This window comes from Pseudoalteromonas galatheae, assembly GCF_005886105.2.
In the GTDB taxonomy this organism is placed as follows: domain Bacteria; phylum Pseudomonadota; class Gammaproteobacteria; order Enterobacterales; family Alteromonadaceae; genus Pseudoalteromonas; species Pseudoalteromonas galatheae.
On record NZ_PNCO02000001.1, the window covers coordinates 2,631,922 to 2,650,861 of the forward strand.

The 18,940-nt window shown below is 43.0% G+C and carries 17 protein-coding genes; 7 read left to right on the forward strand and 10 right to left on the reverse strand.

The window, feature by feature from the left end; all coding sequences use genetic code 11:
- Positions 1–160 precede the first annotated feature (160 nt).
- The gene (locus CWC29_RS11625) at positions 161–1,192 is read right to left on the reverse strand and encodes an IS110 family RNA-guided transposase (protein WP_138524990.1); all 1,032 of its coding nucleotides are present in this window, start codon (positions 1,190–1,192) and stop codon (positions 161–163) included.
- A gap of 379 nt (positions 1,193–1,571) precedes the next feature.
- Here CWC29_RS11625 and CWC29_RS11630 point away from each other — a divergent pair, with 379 nt between their 5' ends.
- The 4 genes from CWC29_RS11630 to CWC29_RS11650 all read left to right on the forward strand — a co-directional run bounded on the left by CWC29_RS11630 (position 1,572) and on the right by CWC29_RS11650 (position 6,161).
- Positions 1,572–2,321: a hypothetical protein gene (locus tag CWC29_RS11630; protein WP_138522315.1), complete on the forward strand. Its 750-nt coding sequence runs from the start codon at positions 1,572–1,574 to the stop codon at positions 2,319–2,321.
- Positions 2,322–3,079: 758 nt separating this feature from the next.
- Positions 3,080–3,367, forward strand: a complete 288-nt coding sequence (locus tag CWC29_RS11635; RefSeq protein ID WP_138522317.1) for a hypothetical protein — start codon at positions 3,080–3,082, stop codon at positions 3,365–3,367.
- Between the two features lie 175 nt (positions 3,368–3,542).
- Entirely contained in the window at positions 3,543–3,980 is a 438-nt protein-coding gene (locus CWC29_RS11640) for a hypothetical protein (protein ID WP_138522319.1), read from the forward strand.
- Between the two features lie 699 nt (positions 3,981–4,679).
- On the forward strand, positions 4,680–6,161 hold the full coding sequence (locus tag CWC29_RS11650; RefSeq protein WP_235956567.1) for a sensor domain-containing diguanylate cyclase: 1,482 nt from the start codon (positions 4,680–4,682) through the stop codon (positions 6,159–6,161).
- Between the two features lie 3 nt (positions 6,162–6,164).
- Here the strand turns inward: CWC29_RS11650 and CWC29_RS11655 are convergent, their stop codons facing one another.
- The gene (locus CWC29_RS11655) at positions 6,165–6,347 is read right to left on the reverse strand and encodes an alternative ribosome-rescue factor A (protein WP_010606219.1); all 183 of its coding nucleotides are present in this window, start codon (positions 6,345–6,347) and stop codon (positions 6,165–6,167) included.
- 211 nt (positions 6,348–6,558) lie between these two features.
- Between CWC29_RS11655 and CWC29_RS11660 the strand changes: the two genes are divergently transcribed.
- Both CWC29_RS11660 and CWC29_RS11665 read left to right on the forward strand, forming a co-directional pair.
- On the forward strand, positions 6,559–7,566 hold the full coding sequence (locus CWC29_RS11660) for an alpha/beta fold hydrolase (RefSeq protein WP_138522323.1): 1,008 nt from the start codon (positions 6,559–6,561) through the stop codon (positions 7,564–7,566).
- 247 nt (positions 7,567–7,813) lie between these two features.
- Positions 7,814–9,358 carry a basic secretory protein-like protein gene (locus tag CWC29_RS11665; protein ID WP_138522325.1) on the forward strand — a complete coding sequence of 515 codons (1,545 nt, stop codon included), beginning with the start codon at positions 7,814–7,816 and terminating at the stop codon, positions 9,356–9,358.
- 86 nt (positions 9,359–9,444) lie between these two features.
- Here CWC29_RS11665 and CWC29_RS11670 read toward each other — a convergent pair whose 3' ends face one another.
- From CWC29_RS11670 to CWC29_RS11690, 5 genes are all read right to left on the reverse strand, one after another.
- The gene (locus tag CWC29_RS11670) at positions 9,445–9,762 is read right to left on the reverse strand and encodes a hypothetical protein (RefSeq protein WP_138522327.1); all 318 of its coding nucleotides are present in this window, start codon (positions 9,760–9,762) and stop codon (positions 9,445–9,447) included.
- A 9-nt stretch (positions 9,763–9,771) separates the two neighbouring features.
- Complete coding sequence (gene bla, locus CWC29_RS11675; protein ID WP_128725556.1) at positions 9,772–10,494, reverse strand: subclass B1 metallo-beta-lactamase; 723 nt, start codon at positions 10,492–10,494, stop codon at positions 9,772–9,774.
- Positions 10,495–10,614: 120 nt separating this feature from the next.
- Positions 10,615–11,745 carry a sodium ion-translocating decarboxylase subunit beta gene (locus CWC29_RS11680; RefSeq protein ID WP_138522329.1) on the reverse strand — a complete coding sequence of 377 codons (1,131 nt, stop codon included), beginning with the start codon at positions 11,743–11,745 and terminating at the stop codon, positions 10,615–10,617.
- Between the two features lie 10 nt (positions 11,746–11,755).
- Entirely contained in the window at positions 11,756–13,537 is a 1,782-nt protein-coding gene (oadA, locus tag CWC29_RS11685; protein ID WP_138522331.1) for a sodium-extruding oxaloacetate decarboxylase subunit alpha, read from the reverse strand.
- Between the two features lie 12 nt (positions 13,538–13,549).
- Positions 13,550–13,798 carry an OadG family protein gene (locus tag CWC29_RS11690; protein ID WP_128725554.1) on the reverse strand — a complete coding sequence of 83 codons (249 nt, stop codon included), beginning with the start codon at positions 13,796–13,798 and terminating at the stop codon, positions 13,550–13,552.
- 440 nt (positions 13,799–14,238) lie between these two features.
- On the opposite strand from CWC29_RS11690, the gene CWC29_RS11695 reads away from it, so the two are divergent.
- On the forward strand, positions 14,239–14,751 hold the full coding sequence (locus tag CWC29_RS11695; RefSeq protein WP_235956568.1) for a YcxB family protein: 513 nt from the start codon (positions 14,239–14,241) through the stop codon (positions 14,749–14,751).
- Positions 14,752–14,825: 74 nt separating this feature from the next.
- On the opposite strand, the gene csrA is transcribed toward CWC29_RS11695, so the two are convergent.
- From csrA to alaS, 3 genes are all read right to left on the reverse strand, one after another.
- A complete protein-coding gene (gene csrA / locus CWC29_RS11700; RefSeq protein ID WP_010375935.1) occupies positions 14,826–15,011 on the reverse strand; it encodes a carbon storage regulator CsrA in 186 nt (61 codons plus the stop codon).
- A gap of 90 nt (positions 15,012–15,101) precedes the next feature.
- On the reverse strand, positions 15,102–16,325 hold the full coding sequence (locus tag CWC29_RS11705) for an aspartate kinase (protein WP_138522333.1): 1,224 nt from the start codon (positions 16,323–16,325) through the stop codon (positions 15,102–15,104).
- A gap of 7 nt (positions 16,326–16,332) precedes the next feature.
- Positions 16,333–18,936 (reverse strand): alanine--tRNA ligase, encoded by a 2,604-nt coding sequence (alaS, locus tag CWC29_RS11710; protein WP_128725552.1) that lies wholly within the window; start codon positions 18,934–18,936, stop codon positions 16,333–16,335.
- Positions 18,937–18,940: the final 4 nt, after the last annotated feature.

Here is an 18,940-nt window from a genome sequence, read left to right on the forward strand (position 1 = left end):
ATTGAATGCCTTGCCTATAACGGGTTTAACTAGGTAGGTTTGACCTTTTGTTCATCGTTATGTTTACAGCAATGAGAATATGGCTATCAAGGGCTCATAAACACCCACTCGGGCTCGAGGCCCTTGTCACGACCGGGCTCCTTAATAGCCATAATTTGAGTCATGATTGCGCCTCACTTTGTGTATATTGGGCTTTATAAGGTTCATTTCTTTGTAGCAATATCCACATTAAGCGAGCCAATCGGTGGGCCGTGGCCACCACCGCTTTATTTTTACCGCGACGTTCTACCAATGCGTTGATCCATTTGTTTAAATCATCCTGCTTTTTGTGCGCATGATTGACCACTGTACGGGCACCATGAATGAGTTGTTTTCTTAGATAACGATCACCTCGTTTGGTGATCCCTCCCATCTTCTTGGTTTCACCCGAAGCATATTGACGTGGTGTGATCCCAAGCCACACAGCCAACTCCTTTTTATTAGAAAATGCTTGCCCTTTATCTATTGTGGCACTCAATGCCGATGCGTTGATAATCCCAATTCCGGGGATGGATTGGATAATTTGAGCAGCTTGGCTCTGTTCATTAAACTGCTTAAATTGTGCCTCTACATTTTTAATATTGGCGTCTAACTTTTGCATTTCTTCATAAACGTCTCTGAGGAGTAGATTTAAAGCTCCATGTAAATTACGGTTGAGCAGATCAGCAATGGTTGCACGAAAAGACTTTAAGCTCTTCTTGATGACGATGCCAAATTCAAGTAACAAACCACATGTTTGGTTGATGCAGGCAGTTCGATTATGTATGAGCCGTTCCCGATAACGATGTAGTGCTAGGATTGCTTGTTGATGCTCTGTTTTTACAGGAACAAAGCGAATGTTAGGTCGAAGGCTCGCTTCATAAATCGCCATACAATCATTTTTATCGTTTTTATTGCCACGGACAAAAGGGGTAACATGTTGCGCAGGGATAAGCTGAACTTGGTGCCCAGCTTGTAAGCAGCAGCGCCCCCAATAATGAGACGTTGAGCATGATTCCATAACAACATTACAAGCAGGTAATTGGGTCAATGTTTGCAAGAGCTTTGCTCTATCTAACCTTCTGGAAAAACATTTATTACCTTGCTTATCAAACGATAAAAGTTGGAATACATTTTTTGCTAGATCAATTGAAAGCGTGCTAACGTTATTCATGATGGACTCTCCTAATAACTGTGTTTGCAACTATCAGTTTGGCGCATTGACGCCGATTTGGGAGCGTCCATCTCATCACCCACCATTATTGCCACTGAAGTTTGAGGTGGGTGTCCGATTGACATTATCTGATTTAACTACTTTATGGGCTTCCAATTTAACTTCTATGCTCTATTGAGTTAAGTCTATACGTTGTTGGACTCATCGCTTTAAGTCGCAATAGCCATTGGAAAACAGAAACACCATAAATCATAGTTTTGGTGCGCATTTTGCTCTATATATTTGCTTGCAACTTGGAAGGGATCTCAATACCTCACGCAAGCAACCCAAATTGCGGTAGGAAACTACCCATTCATTTTTTACTAAGGAGTAGAGCAAAATGAAAAAACTGTTAACCTCAGGCGCTTTTATTATCACCTGCGTTCTAAGCGGTTTTGCACACGCCAACGATATCAATCCGCAATTACAAGCAAAGCTAGATGAAGCAAATTACTTATATGAGTCTGGCCGCTATCGAGAAGCGTTAGATATCATTCATTGGCTTGATAAGAAGGGGGTGGCAATTGACCACGATTTTTATCCAGTGCGTTTAGGCACACTTTTGCCGCTCTGGAAAAGATTATCCTCAACATACAACCCTGCGCGAACTAGTTATAATTCAAAGTTAAAAGTCACCATTTTTAATACGATTAATAACCCTCAAAATTGCACGAGTTATGACGACACGCAAGTAATGCTCGATATCAATGGCAGCTATGATGAGTTTATTACTTTACTAGAGAATAAAGAAGTTGATTACCCGAAGGTGTGGCAGCGTTGCTGGGATCAAGCTAGTACGTTAGCAGCAGTGGAACATGCTTCAAAACCGCTAATCGAGTCATACTTAGTTGACTTATCTGATCACTTTGACTCTCATTTTGTGCCATTAATTGATGGCTTATACATACAATGCTCAGATTATGATGGTGATGAAGAAACGGAGTGTCAAGACGGCGTCAAAGACTATCTCATGGGTATCTCTTTATCATACCAAAATGCGGCTATGATCCATTATGGGCTATCAGAGGCAGGGAGTATAGGTGGATCGACCTTAAAGCTACTTTTAAAGTGGCAAAACTTAGAACTTTAATTTCACAAACTAACTAACGTGAAAGCGCGGGGATCTCCCTGCGCTGCAAGCTTCACACCCTATTCCTTCAAGCACTATATTACATTTATCGTTGTTGTTTTATTCACAATGACTTCGCACTTATATGTGCCTTTTACCCCCCAACCTTCTTTGTGAGATTACTTATACATTTAATTACCGGTAAATACCTACAAGCAGCATCACTAAAGTGGTTGGCAATAAAACATCGAGATGCCAAAGAAGAGCCCTGCAGTTTATCCAAACGAACATACACCGAACTAACTCGAACATCCAAGACAACAGATTGACGTGCTTTGAATGTGCTTTGCCATAATCCCACTATTCTTACTATTGATATATTGAAAAGCAACGAAGAATCTAAACGCTGACACTTAGCATTATTCGTAGCTAAACCCTTGGATGTGTCGAAGTTAGTGGTGATTGCCTGACCCATATAATATCAGGATAGTTACATTCAAAATAACGAACTCGTTTTTAGATGGCAATTTTAAAGCATAGTGCTCTAGCAAAAGATACAAATTATGCTCCGCTATAGCCTTCAAGACAGGCTACTGCGTTGTATGTTTTAGTGTATTAAATCAGATACAAAGTATGTTATGTTCGTTCATGCTAGCCTCAGCTGTTTAACTATTCAACAAATTAATTATGGCTTTGCTTTATATTAAGCTAACCCACAAAAAAGAGAAGGCGAGCATGGTGTGGGGGTCATTGTATCTATATATTTCGGAGGGTCGGCAGTGAATGATATTGAAAAGAATAAGTTAATCAAAACAAGCTGGGATTTACATAGTTTGGTAGAAAATAGCTACCTTGACAATCCCGCTACCAAAGGCGATGAAGAATGGCTAGAAAAACAGCGTATTCTGCTAGCTGACATGACCATTCATTTATTACAAACAGCTATTAAGCCAGGTAACATAGAGCTTGATAAATTAAAAAATAACCTGCACTCCATTCTAACAATCACAGATCAATTTTTACCCCACTCAGGGCTTAAAGAAGCAACAGAGAAACTTTACAAGTAAATATATAAAAACACTGAATCTATTAGAACTATTTTTAGTAGGTAATTTACATAAGCAACACTCAAACCGATCTGGTTTAAAATTGAAAAAACAGTTTAAATAACATTTTTGTTGAAAAAAATATAAAACCAACATAAAATTCAAAATGTCAAAATTTAAATTAAAGGATTTATATATGAAAAGTATAGTTAATGTTATTATAGCTCTTATTCTTTTGACTTCGTTTTCAAGTTTTGCTGGTAGTGGTAAAGCCATAGTACCACTATGGAGCGCAGGACCAAACCATCATACTTTTATTGATATTTCAAATATTACTGATAACTCACTATACGTCGAGCTCACAGTGTACCGACGTTCAGGTGATGTTGTGCCTAGTTCAAACCTTACTTTTGACAATATTAATGCATCGACTGGAGAAATTGCTCCTAATAACACAGGCTATATACTCGTTTCAGGTTTTTCCCATGAAGAATATGGTTACGCCACGATTTCATGGAAAAATAAAAATGGCGATGATGTAGTTGGTCTAGTTTCCCAAGGTGTAAGAGTAATAAATCCAAATGGAAATCGTGCCGAATATGCTGTTATTGTAAATAATGGTATGCCATTCTAGAATAAGCCTCAGTAGCTTTGATTAAAACTGGCAGTTACTTTTGCTAAGTTTAGTAGCTGCCATCCTACATTTCATTTCAACCAAAATAAGCATAGAAACTACACAAACATTTTTTCTACCACTTGATTGCTCTACAACTAATTTCTCTTCGAGATAAACTTTTACCCTTGCGTTATTTTGCTTCTTAGTTGCGCTTAATTTTCAGCTTTACTATCGCAAAAAAAATCAAAAATAACGTATTAGTATTACTGTGGTTTGGTTTTCTGTTGTAGTCATGTTTTACACTTGATTATAGCGATAACAGCCGATTTTATTTATTGCACTACTGATACTTTTGCATATTGAGCAAATGACAGGACAATTCTGGCTTGTGCTTAATACCGTGTTTGTCGCTGCAAGATATTGGCTCAGCTACGAGCACATACTAGTCAGTAATTTACGGTTGCGAACCCTATTGTTTCGGTTAAGTAGCTTTTGCTTGTTTTTTGCCTGGTTTAGCTTCTTGTTCGACAAAGTGTAAAAAGTCTCAGATTAAAGGGTTTTACACTGGCTAAGTTACGCACAAGTTTGTTACATTAACTACAACAATAACCTTAGGTTTTGGTTGTGCTGCAGTCTAGGTTGAATGGCGTCAAAATACATAGCAACTTTAGTGGGAAGCTTACGCTCCTACTCGCTGTTATTTACGGCGCCGTATTTTTGTTTAGCCCCTCAATTTTTGCGCTTGATGACAATTGCTCACTCACGACCACTCACGGCAACTCGATTTCGCTTGCTATCAATACCACGTCTTATCGCAAAATTGAGCGCGGCAACAATACCGTCTCGATAGCCTGCAATTTAAATGAAGACAGCGTTTTTTCATTTGTAGATGTTGGCCTTAATCACTATCAGTGGCAAGTCAACGCCCCTTCGCCCGTTAAGTTCTCACAGCCCGCATTTATCATTCCAAAAGGTCAGTACACAGCAGCCTTAAGCTTAGGTTCTATGCAAATTCATACGCCAAGATTTAGGCTGATGAGCATGGAGAAATTTATTTGGGAAAGTCAAAAAAGCAGCCTAGTCATGGGCGCATTTTATGGCCTTTGCTTTACCTTGATTTGCTATGTATTGATCATGGGGAGTCGCCTCAATGATCCTATATTTAGGCTTTACGGCGCTTATATCTTCTGCCTTTGTGGATTTGTATTATTCCAAGAAGGGCAATTAAATCTTTTTGTTTCATCTCAGTATAAGCCATTACTCAAACACGCATATTTACTTAGTATTGGTCTCACTGTGGTTTCAGCAACTTGGTTTATGTTGAGTATCCTACTTGTTGACAAACAGTGGCCAAAACTCGTGTTGTTACTTAAAAGTGCCGCGGGTATCGTGATGCTCCTGAGCATACTTAAAATTCCCACTCAACAAGCACAATTGTCCTACTTATTAAGCCAAATTATGGCCTATATCACCCTCGTTATTGTTGCCACTATCTTTGTGCTATCAGCTCTTCAAACCAAGCGTAAAATTGGCGAAGCAAGTTTGGTTTTTGCGGCACTGAGCCTAGTATTAGTCGGTATGGTATTTCGCGTGCTGTTAGTGGGATATAGCCCATTTATGCAGCGCTATGCACTTATTTTTGCGTTTGCCATTGAGTCTTTACTGCTTGCCGTTGCGGTATCTAAACGCATCGGACGACTCAGACAGCAAAAGCAACAAGCTGAAAATGAAGCAAATTATGATCAATTGTGCGGCATTTTTAACCGTCGAGGCTGGTACAAACAAGCCAACGTGCTAGTCGAGCAGTTTAATAAGCGCGGTGGTGTTTTGGCATTATTTTACATTGACTTAGATAAGTTTAAGTTGATTAATGACCAATTTGGTCACGATGCTGGAGATAAGGCGCTTGCCCATGTTGCGACGTTTTTGTCATCAAGTATCAGAAAACAAGATATTGTAGGACGCCTAGGTGGTGATGAGTTTGCAGCGCTCTGCTTATTTGACGACACACAATCTGCAGAAGAAAAAGCACAACAGCTGCAACAACAACTCAATACCTTGCAATTTAGTCATGGAAAACAAGAGGTAGCAATTCAAGGTAGTGTCGGGCGAGCATTTTCCCAACACCCGATAACAGATATCAGCGACTTAATCGCACAAGCTGACAAGCAAATGTATCAGCAAAAAACCTTATCTTAAAGCTTAGGCTGCCTTAAGGTAAGGCTCTTGGCCTTTGTGCTTTACGCTACGTTGATAACTACCTTTGCCTTTTTTGCTCTTTTCAACTTTCGCCTTAAACAACGGGCTGGTTACCAACGCTTTTAGTGCGTTGTCTTTGATTTCACCACGCTGATGAGCATGCTGAAGTTTGCTTTTTTTAGTCATGACTTACTCCAAATAAGAATCGTATAAATTGATAGCGTTGATGCATAATTTCCAACCATCAACAAGCGCGAATATTAACCTAAATGCTTTAAAGCGCAATGGCTTTTAGCAATAAATTTTCGTCTTTTTGACTGTTATTTTAAAGTTAAGTTCATACCCACGCTCTATACTTAAATGCAGCCCTTTCAAGTCAAGCTAAACATTCGCGACAATGACCGATATCAAGATTGCAACCGGGATCAGCATACATTATCAGGATGAGGGTGCGCCTCACGCCCCCGTTATTATCTTGATAATGGGTCTTGGGGCACAAATGACAATTTGGCCAGATGAATTGTACTTTGGGCTAGTCAATAAAGGTTTTCGGGTGATCCGTTTTGATAATCGCGACACGGGATTATCGAGCCACTTGGATCATCTAGGTTCACCAAGTGTGATAAAAACCATGCTGAGCAAAAAACTTCCCATTCGCGCTTCTGTTCCCTATACCCTAGAGGATATGGCCGAAGATGTTGTCGCTTTGATGGCAGGACTTAAGATTAAACGCGCCCACCTAGTTGGTGCTTCTATGGGCGGGATGATTGCACAAATCGTTGCTGCTAAGCATAAAAAGAAAGTGGTTAGTTTGACCTCAATTATGTCAACCTCAGCGTATCCCAAGTTTACCGCAGCAAATGTAAAAGTCATGCTGCAACTGGCAAAAGCACGGCCAAAGTCAGACTGCCACCAATCTGCCATTCAATACAATATAAAACTCAACCAGCTGATCGGCAGTCCCGCTTACCCTCAAGACGAAGGGACGCTACATCAACAAGCCAAACACAGCATTGAACGCGCGCATAACCCGCAGGGATTTAAGCGTCAGCTTGCGGCGATTGTCGCAAGCCAATGTCGCAAGCACACGCTGGCACAGATAAAAACGCCAACACTTGTGATCCATGGTACCGACGACCCTATTTTTCCCGCAGCCGCTGGTCAGCAAACCGCCGCAACCATTCGCAAATCCAAACTAAAGTTGGTCAATGGGATGGGCCATGACTTCCCTCCAATGCTCATGCAAAAAATTGCCAAGTGGGTGGCAAAGCACGCAACTAAAGCAGAGCGAAAGCGATTAAAAAAGAAACAACGAAAACAAAATGCGACCCAAGAGACTGCGAATGAAAAAATCCCGAAAAATCAATCAAACACAACCCAACAAAATACAGTTCACAATAAATAACATCCCCTAATATTACCCCCGTAAAGCCTGATGCCGCTCGCCTTCGCAGCGTAATTCAATCTAAATGAGAAGCAACAATCTCACCTTTATCGTTAAATTAAAGTAAATTACCATTTGACAAACGCACATAAAAGCAACAACAATTAAATCGTTCCAAACACATTTGGACGAAAAATGAAAATAACCATGGATACAACATCAACAGATATCTGCCCACAAAAAGTGGAACGATACAAAAGAGGTCAACATGAGCATCATTATAGCTAAAACGCGATTCCAACGTTCTTTTATAGCAGCCGCTTTAGTGAGCCTGGGCTTAAGCTCGGCGCACGCAAACAGCGATCTGACTACTGCCAATGCCGCTGCTATCAGCGTTTCAGGAGAAAACCAGCCCTATGAAGGCAAAGTCAACGCATTTGATAATAACCACTACAGCAAGTGGCTTACTTTTTCAGCTTCCGGTTGGATAAGCTATGCGTTTAGCGAAGCAGTTAATTTAACAGCTTACACCCTCACTTCCGCGAACGATGCGCCACAAAGAGATCCCAAAAATTGGACGCTTCAAGGCTCTCAAGACGGTCAAGTGTGGTTCACTATAGATTCGCAAAACAACCAAAGTTTTACTTCAAGACATCAAACTAAGCAGTTCAATGTCAGTACCAATCAAGCGTACCGCTTTGTGCGCTTAAATGTCACCGCAACGCAAGGTGCCAATTTATTACAGCTTGCAGAAATCGAATTTATCGGTGCTCCGGCAAACGGTGGTACAACCTTGCCATTTAACCAAAGTGGTAGCGTTACTCCTGGTCAATGGGCGCATTTTGGGCCATTTACAAGCTCAGCTCCTATCACAGCAACCTTGACCGGCAGCGGTGATGCAGATCTATACCTAAAAGCAAATAGCCAACCGACCACCGCAAGTTATGACTGCCAAAGTATCAATGATGCTAGTTCCAACGAGCGCTGTGATATAAGCTCAAATGCGCCGGTTTATGTTTCTGTATACGGTTTCCAAAGCGCCAATTATGAATTAGCCGTCAGTAGTGAAAGCACACCACCAAACGACACATGGCAACGTCCGGAAGTAAACTTTGTTGATGTTAACCCTGAAACACAAGGCTCGGCATTATTTAAACGGATCATATCAAACCCAGCCGCGCATATGGCCGAACGCTGTGTGGATGTAGCAAAAGTGCTATACCGCGACGCCAGTGAATCCCAGCGTTTTAGAAAATTGCAGTTTGAGCTAAGAGCCAAAGATCATTGGGGTAAGGATTTCGTTGCCTATAAGATGGGACGAGACGGTTCAGGTGAGATGACTATCGTCGTTAGCACCGCGCATTTAGAACGTATTTATCGCGATAATAATAACAACGATGCCGTGATCCGTGATGAAATCGACGGAATTTTATTCCATGAGGTCACCCATGGTTACAATAACTCGCCACTGACTCATGACAGCTATGGTGATGGCAAGGCAAACTGGGCATACACCGAAGGTCTAGCTGACGCAGTGCGGATCGGTGCGGGTTTTCATAAATCACGCTCACCAGATATCATCAACGCTAAACGCTGGCTTAGTGGCTACACCACAACTGGGTTTTTCTTGCATTACGTCAAACAACAGCACGACTCAGAGTTTATCTACAAGTTTAACAAAGCGGCGAAAGATATGGGCAATTATACCTGGTCATTTGATGCTGCATTTCAACACATCTTGGGCCGAAGTGTTGAAGATGTTTGGAACGAATATGTCGCCTTTATCCAAAATGGTGGACAGCTGGAGTATTAATTTTTAAATAGTAACTCCGCCACGTAAAAGGGTCTAACAAATTTCTCTGAGAAACTCCTCTATAAGACTCCTTTACGTGGTATTCGTTATTTTTGTAACGCCTGCTCGTGGGACATTGTTTTTAGTTTAATCGCGAGGCCACAGGAGAAGTAGATCTTCACCACTCCAACAATGATCAAATGAAAGTTTGGGTGGGAAAGCAAATCTAAGTCATAGATATAGGCTGCTTTTATCGGCGCGTCGCCATTCTCTATCATGGCGATTAGCCAATGATAGATTGCAATCCCCTCTTTGATAACTCCAAGCACTATCAAGGCTACGCCCGTTAAAAACAACAAGCGACAATACCACAGCGCAGTTTCTAAACCCGGACAGCGTAAATTACGAAACGGAATTAATTTCATGTCAGTCCTTTATTTACCTTTTGATTGCTCGATTTTGATTAGCTTAACGGTATGGTGCAACAAAGATAAATCCCCTTCTTTACCATGCCCTGGGATAACCATGTTTGCTTCCGGATATCGGCTCAATACCTTGTGTATAGACGCTTGCCACTCATCAACTGAAGCATCCTCCAAGTTACCTAAATTTTTACTTGCCACACTTTTCACAAAGCATCCTGCGAATAAAGTTTTAGATTGTGGCAGCCACACGACAATATTGTCTCTCGAGTGCCCTGCACCTGGGTAATAGGTTTCAACGACACCAGACTTTATCGCTGCTGAGGCTTGCGGCAAATTATGTAACGCGATTGCGCTGTGTTTTTGGGCTAATAGATGATTAGTTTGGGCTGATGCATAGGTTGGGATCTGGTGTTTATTTAATACCGCTAGGCCACCGCTTGCATCTTGATGATAATGCGTGACCACCGCCCCTTTGACATTGAGCTTGCGGTCCTCAGTCCATAATAGCAACGCTTCTGTGTCTTGCTCGGTCCAAGGTGTATCAACAATGTACGCGTCTTGACCGTCGACCACAATCAACCCTGAGCCTGACACTAACCCCCAGGGTTCAACGCGTAGCGAAGATTCATGTTTATAAACATGCTCTGCAATCGGCGTTACCACTAAAGTCGACACTTCCGTTGCAACTGTCACGCAGGACAACAAGAATAAGAAAGGAGCTAAAAACTTCATCTGAAGTTGTTCGTGTTAATTAAAAGTGACGAAAGACTATCAAGTTCAAGAATATAAAGTCCAGAAATAAAAATGCGCGGCAACCTAAAATCGCCACGCAAATGGTTGGAGAAGTGTAACTTAGCCTACCAGTGCAAGCAAAATACCAGCAGCAACCGCACTGCCTAATACACCCGCGACATTGGGGCCCATCGCATGCATCAGCAAGAAGTTATGTGGATTACTTTCAAGGCCGACCTTATTAACCACACGCGCAGCCATTGGCACTGCAGACACCCCAGCGGCACCAACCAGCGGATTAATGGGCGTATCGCTAAACTTATTCATAGTTTTAGCCATTAACACTCCTGTTGCTGTGCCAATTCCAAATGCCACGGCACCTAACGCTAAAATCCCCAACGTCTCAACCGTTAAGAATTGATCAGCTGCCAACTTTGAGCCCACCGCCAATCCGAGGAAAATGGTGGTGATATTAATCAATTCATTTTGTGCTGTTTTACTCAAACGATCTACTACGCCACACTCTTTCATCAAGTTACCCAAACAGAACATACCAACCAAAGGTGTTGCAGCAGGTAAAAACAATATCGTCAAACCTAGTACGGCCAGAGGAAATAAGATTTTTTCGGTTTTTGATACATGGCGCAGTTGTGGCATCGCAATCTGACGCTCCTGCTGCGTCGTGAGTGCTTTCATGATTGGTGGTTGAATAATTGGCACCAACGCCATATATGAATAGGCCGCCACCGCAATTGCCCCTAGTAACTCGGGTGCAAGCTTAGACGCGAGGAATATCGCAGTTGGTCCATCTGCACCGCCAATAATAGCGATTGCTGAAGCGTCTTGCAGGGTAAATTCAAAGCCCGGAATATAATTCAGCAAAATAGCCCCAAACAAAGTGGCAAAAATCCCAAACTGCGCAGCGGCACCAAGCAACAGCATCTTGGGGTTGGCTATCAAGGCACTAAAGTCTGTCATCGCCCCCACCCCCATAAAGATCAGCAAGGGGAATACTCCGCTGTCTATACCAATGTAATACACGTAGTACAACAGTCCGCCTGGATCGGCAAGCCCAGCAACAGGAATATTCGTGAGTATGGCACCAAAGCCAATCGGCACCAGCAGGAGCGGCTCAAAGTTTTTGGCGATCGCAAGATACAAAAGTCCGCAGCCTACAGCCATCATGCAAAGTGCTGGCACTGTGAAGTTGGCAAGCCCTGTTGCTTGCCATAAATTAAGTAACCCTTCCATCACGACACCCTTATGCTAAAGACATGATGGCATCGCCAGCACTGACGGAGTCGCCTTCAGAGACGAGTAGCTCCGCGACTTGGCCACTGTGTGTTGCACGCACCTCGGTTTCCATTTTCATGGCTTCCATGATGAGTACCACATCGCCCTCTTGTACTTCATCTCCTGCCCGCACCATAAGCTTAAAAATATTGCCGGCAAGTGGCGCATTCAAAGTTTCACTGGAGCTCACAGAGGTTGATTGCGGAATAAGCTCACTGTCTTTGACTTGTACTTCTTTGAGCTCACCACCCGGCGCAACCACTACATCGTATACTTTACCATCCACCTTTACGCTGTAACGCTCAGCAGCTGATGAATTGGCTTTAGCAGGCGTCGCTGCAGCTTTTTGTTCTTTACTTTCAACAAGCGTCGGCTTTGGCTCAAATGCATCTGGATTATTGCGATTTTTCAGGAATTTAAGACCAATCTGAGGGAATAATGCATAGGTAAGCACATCATCAATAACCTCATCTGCTAGGTTAATTTGCTCCTCTTTTGAAGTGGCGACTAACTCGCTTTGTAAACTATCCAACTCAGGTTCAATTAAGTCAGCAGGACGGCAAGTAATAGGCTCTGCGCCTTCAAGCACGCGTTGTTGCAAAGCTTGGTCGACTTGCGCTGGTGTCGCGCCATATTCGCCTTTCAGCACGCCAGCAGTTTCTTTGGTTATAGACTTGTATCGCTCACCAGTCAGTACGTTTAATACCGCTTGCGTCCCAACTATCTGTGAGGTTGGTGTTACGAGCGGCAGATAGCCAAGCTCTTTACGCACACTTGGAATTTCTTTTAGTACCGCGTCAAGCTTGTCACCTGCACCTTGCTCTCGAAGTTGATTTTCCATATTGGTTAACATGCCACCTGGCACTTGTGCAGATAGAATACGACCATCTACCCCTTTCAAGCTGCCTTCAAAAGCGGCATATTTCTTTCTCACTTCACGGAAATAAGCTGCAACTTCTTCAAGCTCAAGTAAGTCAAGCCCTGTATCACGTTCTGTGCCTTCCACAATCGCCGCAATAGTTTCTGTTGCGCTATGGCCATAGGTCATACTCATCGAAGAAATCGCCGTATCGAGCATATCGATACCCGCATCTATGGCTTTTTGATAAGTTGCGGTGCTGAGTCCTGTGGTTGCATGGCACTGCATTGCGATAGGAATCGAGACGGACGCTTTAAGCCCAGAGATTAATTTTTCGGCATCATAGGGTTTCAGTAACCCAGCCATGTCCTTGATACAAATAGAGTGACAGCCTAAGTCTTCAAGCTGCTTAGCTTGCGTGAGCCACATTTCCAGCGTATGAACTGGGCTTACGGTGTACGAAATCGTCCCCTGCGCATGCGCGCCCACTTTAATGGCCGCTTTAATGGCCGTTTCTAAGTTGCGCACATCGTTCATTGCGTCGAATATTCTAAATACATCTACCCCGTTATGGTGGGCACGTTCAACAAACTTTTCGACAACATCATCAGCATAATGACGATAGCCCAATAAATTTTGGCCACGCAGTAGCATTTGCTGTTTGGTTTTCGGCATCGCAGCTTTCAGTGCACGGATCCGCTCCCATGGATCTTCGCCTAAATAGCGAATACACGAGTCGAAGGTTGCTCCCCCCCATGATTCAACAGACCAATAGCCCATATTGTCGAGCTTCTCAGCGATGGGAAGCATATCTTCCAAACGCATTCTGGTGGCGAGTAATGACTGATGCGCATCGCGCAGCACTAATTCGGTTAGCTTTAACTGTGACATGCAAAACCCCTATTAATTGTTTTTTCTGTAGGCTGCAACGGCAGCACTAATGGCTGCAATATGTGCCTGCGGCACACCCTGTGACGATGTTGCTCTGGTAGTTTTTGATCTTGTGGTACTTGGCGCTACTTCTTTAAATTGAGCAGCAAAGTTGGCCAACAGCCGCATCGCAAAAATCAAAATGGACAGAAAAACAAAAACACCAACCATGCCGGTCAGCATGAGATTTCCTGCTTGCAGTAGCTGCGCTCCAATATCCATTTTTACCCCTTACTTGCTGTTTGGTTTTCCTATTCGATGTTAACGAACTGGTATAAACCTTCACTTTTTGTAGATATTTATTCACCTTATAACAAAAAATGTTCCAATGTAAAGCCCATTGTAAATTGGTATTACCAAAACACTTAACTTACAAATAATCAGTGAGTTAACTAGGAAAGTACTAATAAATATAGAAAATTAACGTAATAAATATGAAAAATATTCAAAATAGCGTCAACTAATACTGAGATTTTAATGAATATAGAATGGATTTTTGATTACGCAAGGCAAATTGTAAATTGGACAGACCAAAACGTAACGTTTACGTAAACGTCACCCTGTGTAGCACGTATTTCGCTGGTTGTAGCAAAAGGCAGCTGCAAACAATTTATTCGCATTACAGCTTTTTCAATACAGATGGGTATAATAGGGGGAAATTTTTGCCAAAACGAACGTCTATGCCCTCCCTTGAACAAAATGAAAATTTATCTTTTCAAAGCCAATTTAAGTTAGATAAAGCCTACTATCGAGAGTGTTTTGAAGAATCTGAAGCTAATGGGCTTGCGGTTAAACCGAAATATGGTCTCCTTGTACTGCTAATTGCGTTGGGGCTGTTTGCAATTTACGGTTTGCAAGAGCATTACGTCGGAAACTTTCTTATTTTACTAGCTGTGGTTGAATGCGTTGCTTTCTATTATCGCAAAGCGTGGTGGGTGATAAGGCAAGCATATTCTCGCGCAGCTGGTAATACCGTTGAAGTTTCAATCACTAAAACTGGCATTAGTACCAAGGCAACACATGCCGAATTTTCTTACCCATTTGACGACTTAGATAAACTCGTCGAAACAGACAGAGGTTTTTTGGTGTTTCACCAAAATAAACCGAGCTATATCAGTAAATCTGGACTTAGCGAAGAAGCAATTACCTTTTTATCTGGGCAAAGCCAGAAATAAAAAACCCCGCAGCCGCGGGGTTTTTTTGCTAGTTAACATGATTTAACTAGCATCGTAATTCAGTATTTGGTCAATTACATATTGCCTGGGCTAGATTTTTCAGCCTGAATTCGCATGTAAATTTCTTCACGGTGAACTGAAACATCTTTAGGCGCATTTACACCAATACGTACTTGGTTACCTTTAACACCTAGTACTGTTACAGTCACTTCATCACCAATCATCAGGGTTTCACCTACTCGACGAGTTAGTATTAGCATTCTCTTGCTCCTGTTATTCCAAAATTTAAAAGATTCCGCGTCAAATCCATTTTAAATAAAAGTTCCTAGAAAAGTAAGCAAAAACTTCTTTTACTCAGTACTTTCCAATCCGAATTTGGCATGTAAAGCCCGAACAGCTAGCTCTAAATATTTTTCTTCTACCAGTGCCGAGATTTTTATCTCTGATGTGGATACTAATAGAGTGTGAATATTTTCTTCGGCCAATGCCATAAAAAAGAGACCAGCAGCACCTGAATGAGATTTCATCCCGATGCCAACCACTGAGATTTTTGCCACGTTAGCATTAACCTCTACGGTTGCGCCACCTAAATTTTGTGCATGTTGCGCTAAAACTTCTTCCGCCAGAATACAATCATTTGTGTGCACAGTAAAAGCATAGTCTATTTTTTTCTCACTGTGGTTCAAATGGTTAATCATATCGACTTCAATATTATGCTCACCAAGAAGCGAAAGTACATTGGCAAGATTACTAGGTTTTGCATCGACATTGTTAACTAGGATAAGTGCTTCGTCTTTGACACTCGCTACCCCAGAGACCACTTTAGTGTTTTTCATCTTACCTTCCTCATAGCTAATTAAGGTGCCGTTATCGGGAGAAAACGAAGAAAGTACGCGCAGTGGTACATTGTATCGACCGGCCGCTTCAACCGAGCGGATCTGCAAAACTTTAGCGCCAACACTTGCCAGCTCCAACATCTCAGGAAAAGTAATATGTGATAAACGCCTTGCATTTGGCTCTATTCGTGGATCGGTAGTGTACACACCGTCGACATCAGTATATATCTGACATTCGTCTGCTTGCAAAGCCCCTGCGATTTCAACTGCTGAGGTATCTGTACCACCACGCCCCAACGTGGTGATATTGCCTTCTTCATCGCGTCCTTGAAATCCGGCAATAATGGTTATTCGGTTATGCTCAAGCTCTTGCTTTAAGCGGGTCGTGTCTATTTCCGTGATCCGCGCTTTAGAGAACATGTTATCGGTTTTAATACCAACCTGATCGGCAAGTAAGCTCACGGCAGAATGCCCACGCTTAATGATGGCCATCGCCAATAACGCGATAGAAACTTGTTCGCCAGTGGTGATCAACACATCTAGCTCACGAGAACTTGGACGTGCATCAATTTGTTGGGCAAGGGAAATAAGACGGTTTGTCTCGCCTGACATTGCAGACAACACGACCACCACTTGGTGGCCTTGTTGTTGTGTTTTGATAACGTGTTCGGCAACAGCCTCAATACGCTCTACCGAACCTACCGAGGTGCCACCAAACTTTTGTACAATCAGCGCCACTTGCTGATTACTGCGTTACTTCATTTAACCAAGTTGGAACACTGTTTAGTGCTGCGTCTAGGTTTTCTGGTTGTGAGCCACCAGCTTGTGCCATATCAGGACGACCGCCACCTTTACCACCGACTTGAGAAGCCATGTGATTAACTAGCTCACCTGCTTTAACTTGACCTACTAAGTCTTTTGTTACGCCAGCGATTAGGCTTACTTTATCGCCATTCGCTACACCCAGCGCGATAACGCCTGAACCAATCTTGTTCTTCAGATCATCTACCATGCCACGCAGTGCTTTAGACTCGGTTCCTGCAACGTTTGCAACGAGTAATTTTATCCCATTCACTTCCGTAACAGAGTCAAGCAGCGTTGCACCCGCTGCACTTGCTAGTTTGTCGTTTAGCTGAGCAACTTGCTTTTCAAGGCCTTTTGACTTTTCAAGCAGCGCTGATACTTTTTCTAGCACAGATGAGGTATCACCCTTAACCAAAGCCGCGATTTCAGAAAGCACCTGTTCTTGCTCATTAACATAAGCGATAGCATCAGCACCTGTTACTGCTTCGATACGACGAACACCTGCTGCGATACCCCCTTCTGAGACAATTTTGAATAGGCCAATATCACCTGCGCGTTTCACGTGTGTACCACCACAAAGTTCAATTGAGTACTCTCCGATTGATACGACTCGAACTTCATCGTCATACTTCTCGCCAAATAGCGCCATCGCACCTTTGTCTTTAGCAGCATCGATATCCATCAACTCAGTTTGTAAAGCAAAGTTGCGGCGGATTTCTGCGTTCACTGCATCTTCTACTTGCTGCAATTGTGCTTTAGTGACGCCTTCAAAATGCGAGAAGTCGAAACGAAGACGATCTGGTAATACTAGCGAGCCTTTTTGTGTTACGTGATCGCCCAGTAAATCGCGCAGTGCTTTGTGGACCAAGTGAGTTGCAGTATGGTTTTTCTTCACTCTCTCGCGACGCTCTGCGTCAATACGTGCATCGGCTTTATCGTTAACACCAATACGGCCAACCACATGGCCATGGTGTGCAAATGCATTACCTAGCTTTTGCGTGTCAGTAACTACAAACTCGCCGTTAGCTACTTTTAGTACACCCGTATCACCAACTTGGCCACCTGACTCAGCATAGAAAGGCGTGCGGTCAAGGATAACCACACCTTGTTCACCATCTTCTAACGTATTGGTGTGTTGGCCCTCTTTAAAGATTTCAACCACAGTGCCGGTATAGTGCTCAGCGTCATAGCCTTTAAAGTCAGTGTTTTTATCAGACTTCAAGCGCTCGTTGTAATCTGCACCGAACTTGCCAGCCGCTTGCGCTTTTTTACGCTGCTCTTCCATACATGCTTGGAAGCCGCGCTCGTCTATCGTCATAAAACGCTCACGCGCCACATCCGCAGTTAAGTCCGCAGGGAAACCATAAGTATCGTAGAGTTTGAACACCAGATCGCCTGGAATAACGTCGCCTTCAATACCTGCAAGGCTATCTTCTAGGATAGTCAAACCGCGGTCTAGAGTTTTACCAAACTGATCTTCTTCAATGCGTAATACTTTTTCGATAATCGCTTGTTGCTTCACTAGTTCAGGGTAAGCTTCACCCATTTGCTCAGCGAGTGCGGCAACTAGTTTATAGAAGAAGGCCCCTTTTGCACCGAGTTTATTACCGTGACGAACTGCACGACGAATAATACGGCGCAGCACGTAACCACGGCCTTCATTCGATGGCATAACGCCGTCAGCAATAAGGAACGCACACGAACGAATGTGGTCAGCAACCACACGTAATGATTTATCTTCTAAATCTTGTGCATCTGTTACTTTTGCAGCAGCTTTTATCAGCGCTTGGAACAAGTCAATCTCATAGTTTGAGTGCACACCCTGCATAATTGCAGAGATACGCTCAAGGCCCATTCCGGTATCGACCGACTGCATTGGCAGCGGTTCCATGGTGCCGTCGGCATGACGGTTGTACTGCATGAATACTAAGTTCCAGATCTCAATGAAGCGATCACCGTCCTCTTCTGGTGAGCCCGGAGGTCCACCCCAAATGTGCTCACCGTGGTCATAAAAGATTTCAGAGCAAGGACCGCAAGGACCCGTGTCGCCCATTGACCAAAAGTTATCCGCCGTCGCAATACGGATGATCCTGTCTTCTGGAACACCAACTTGTTTTGACCAGATATCAAATGCTTCATCATCTTCATGATAAATGGTGACCAATAGCTTTTCTTTTGGCAGCTTAATTACATCCGTGAGGAAACCCCAAGCAAACTTAATTGCGTCGGTTTTAAAATAATCACCAAAGCTAAAGTTACCTAGCATTTCGAAGAAAGTGTGGTGTCTTGCGGTATAACCTACGTTTTCAAGGTCATTATGTTTACCACCCGCACGAACACAGCGCTGTGAACTAGTTGCTCGCGTATAAGGGCGCTTTTCCGCTCCCAAGAAAGCATCTTTAAACTGCACCATTCCAGCATTGGTGAACAGTAAGGTGGCATCATTACCCGGAATTAACGAGCTTGAAGGCACCACTTGGTGCTGTTGTTTAGCAAAGAAATCTAAAAAGCTTTGCCTGATTTGTGCGGTAGTCATATGCTGCATGTGA

Bases quoted from the DNA above. Each gene is read 5' to 3' on its own strand.
- CWC29_RS11680 (WP_138522329.1), bottom strand. From the start codon at position 11,745: ATGGAAGGGTTACTTAATTTATGGCAAGCAACAGGGCTTGCCAACTTC.
- csrA (WP_010375935.1), bottom strand. From the start codon at position 15,011: ATGCTAATACTAACTCGTCGAGTAGGTGAAACCCTGATGATTGGTGAT.
- CWC29_RS11665 (WP_138522325.1), top strand. From the start codon at position 7,814: ATGAGCATCATTATAGCTAAAACGCGATTCCAACGTTCTTTTATAGCA.
- alaS (WP_128725552.1), bottom strand. From the start codon at position 18,936: ATGCAGCATATGACTACCGCACAAATCAGGCAAAGCTTTTTAGATTTC.
- oadA (WP_138522331.1), bottom strand. From the start codon at position 13,537: ATGTCACAGTTAAAGCTAACCGAATTAGTGCTGCGCGATGCGCATCAG.
- CWC29_RS11655 (WP_010606219.1), bottom strand. From the start codon at position 6,347: ATGACTAAAAAAAGCAAACTTCAGCATGCTCATCAGCGTGGTGAAATC.
- CWC29_RS11630 (WP_138522315.1), top strand. From the start codon at position 1,572: ATGAAAAAACTGTTAACCTCAGGCGCTTTTATTATCACCTGCGTTCTA.
- CWC29_RS11670 (WP_138522327.1), bottom strand. From the start codon at position 9,762: ATGAAATTAATTCCGTTTCGTAATTTACGCTGTCCGGGTTTAGAAACT.
- bla (WP_128725556.1), bottom strand. From the start codon at position 10,494: ATGAAGTTTTTAGCTCCTTTCTTATTCTTGTTGTCCTGCGTGACAGTT.
- CWC29_RS11640 (WP_138522319.1), top strand. From the start codon at position 3,543: ATGAAAAGTATAGTTAATGTTATTATAGCTCTTATTCTTTTGACTTCG.
- CWC29_RS11660 (WP_138522323.1), top strand. From the start codon at position 6,559: ATGACCGATATCAAGATTGCAACCGGGATCAGCATACATTATCAGGAT.
- CWC29_RS11625 (WP_138524990.1), bottom strand. From the start codon at position 1,192: ATGAATAACGTTAGCACGCTTTCAATTGATCTAGCAAAAAATGTATTC.
- CWC29_RS11690 (WP_128725554.1), bottom strand. From the start codon at position 13,798: ATGGATATTGGAGCGCAGCTACTGCAAGCAGGAAATCTCATGCTGACC.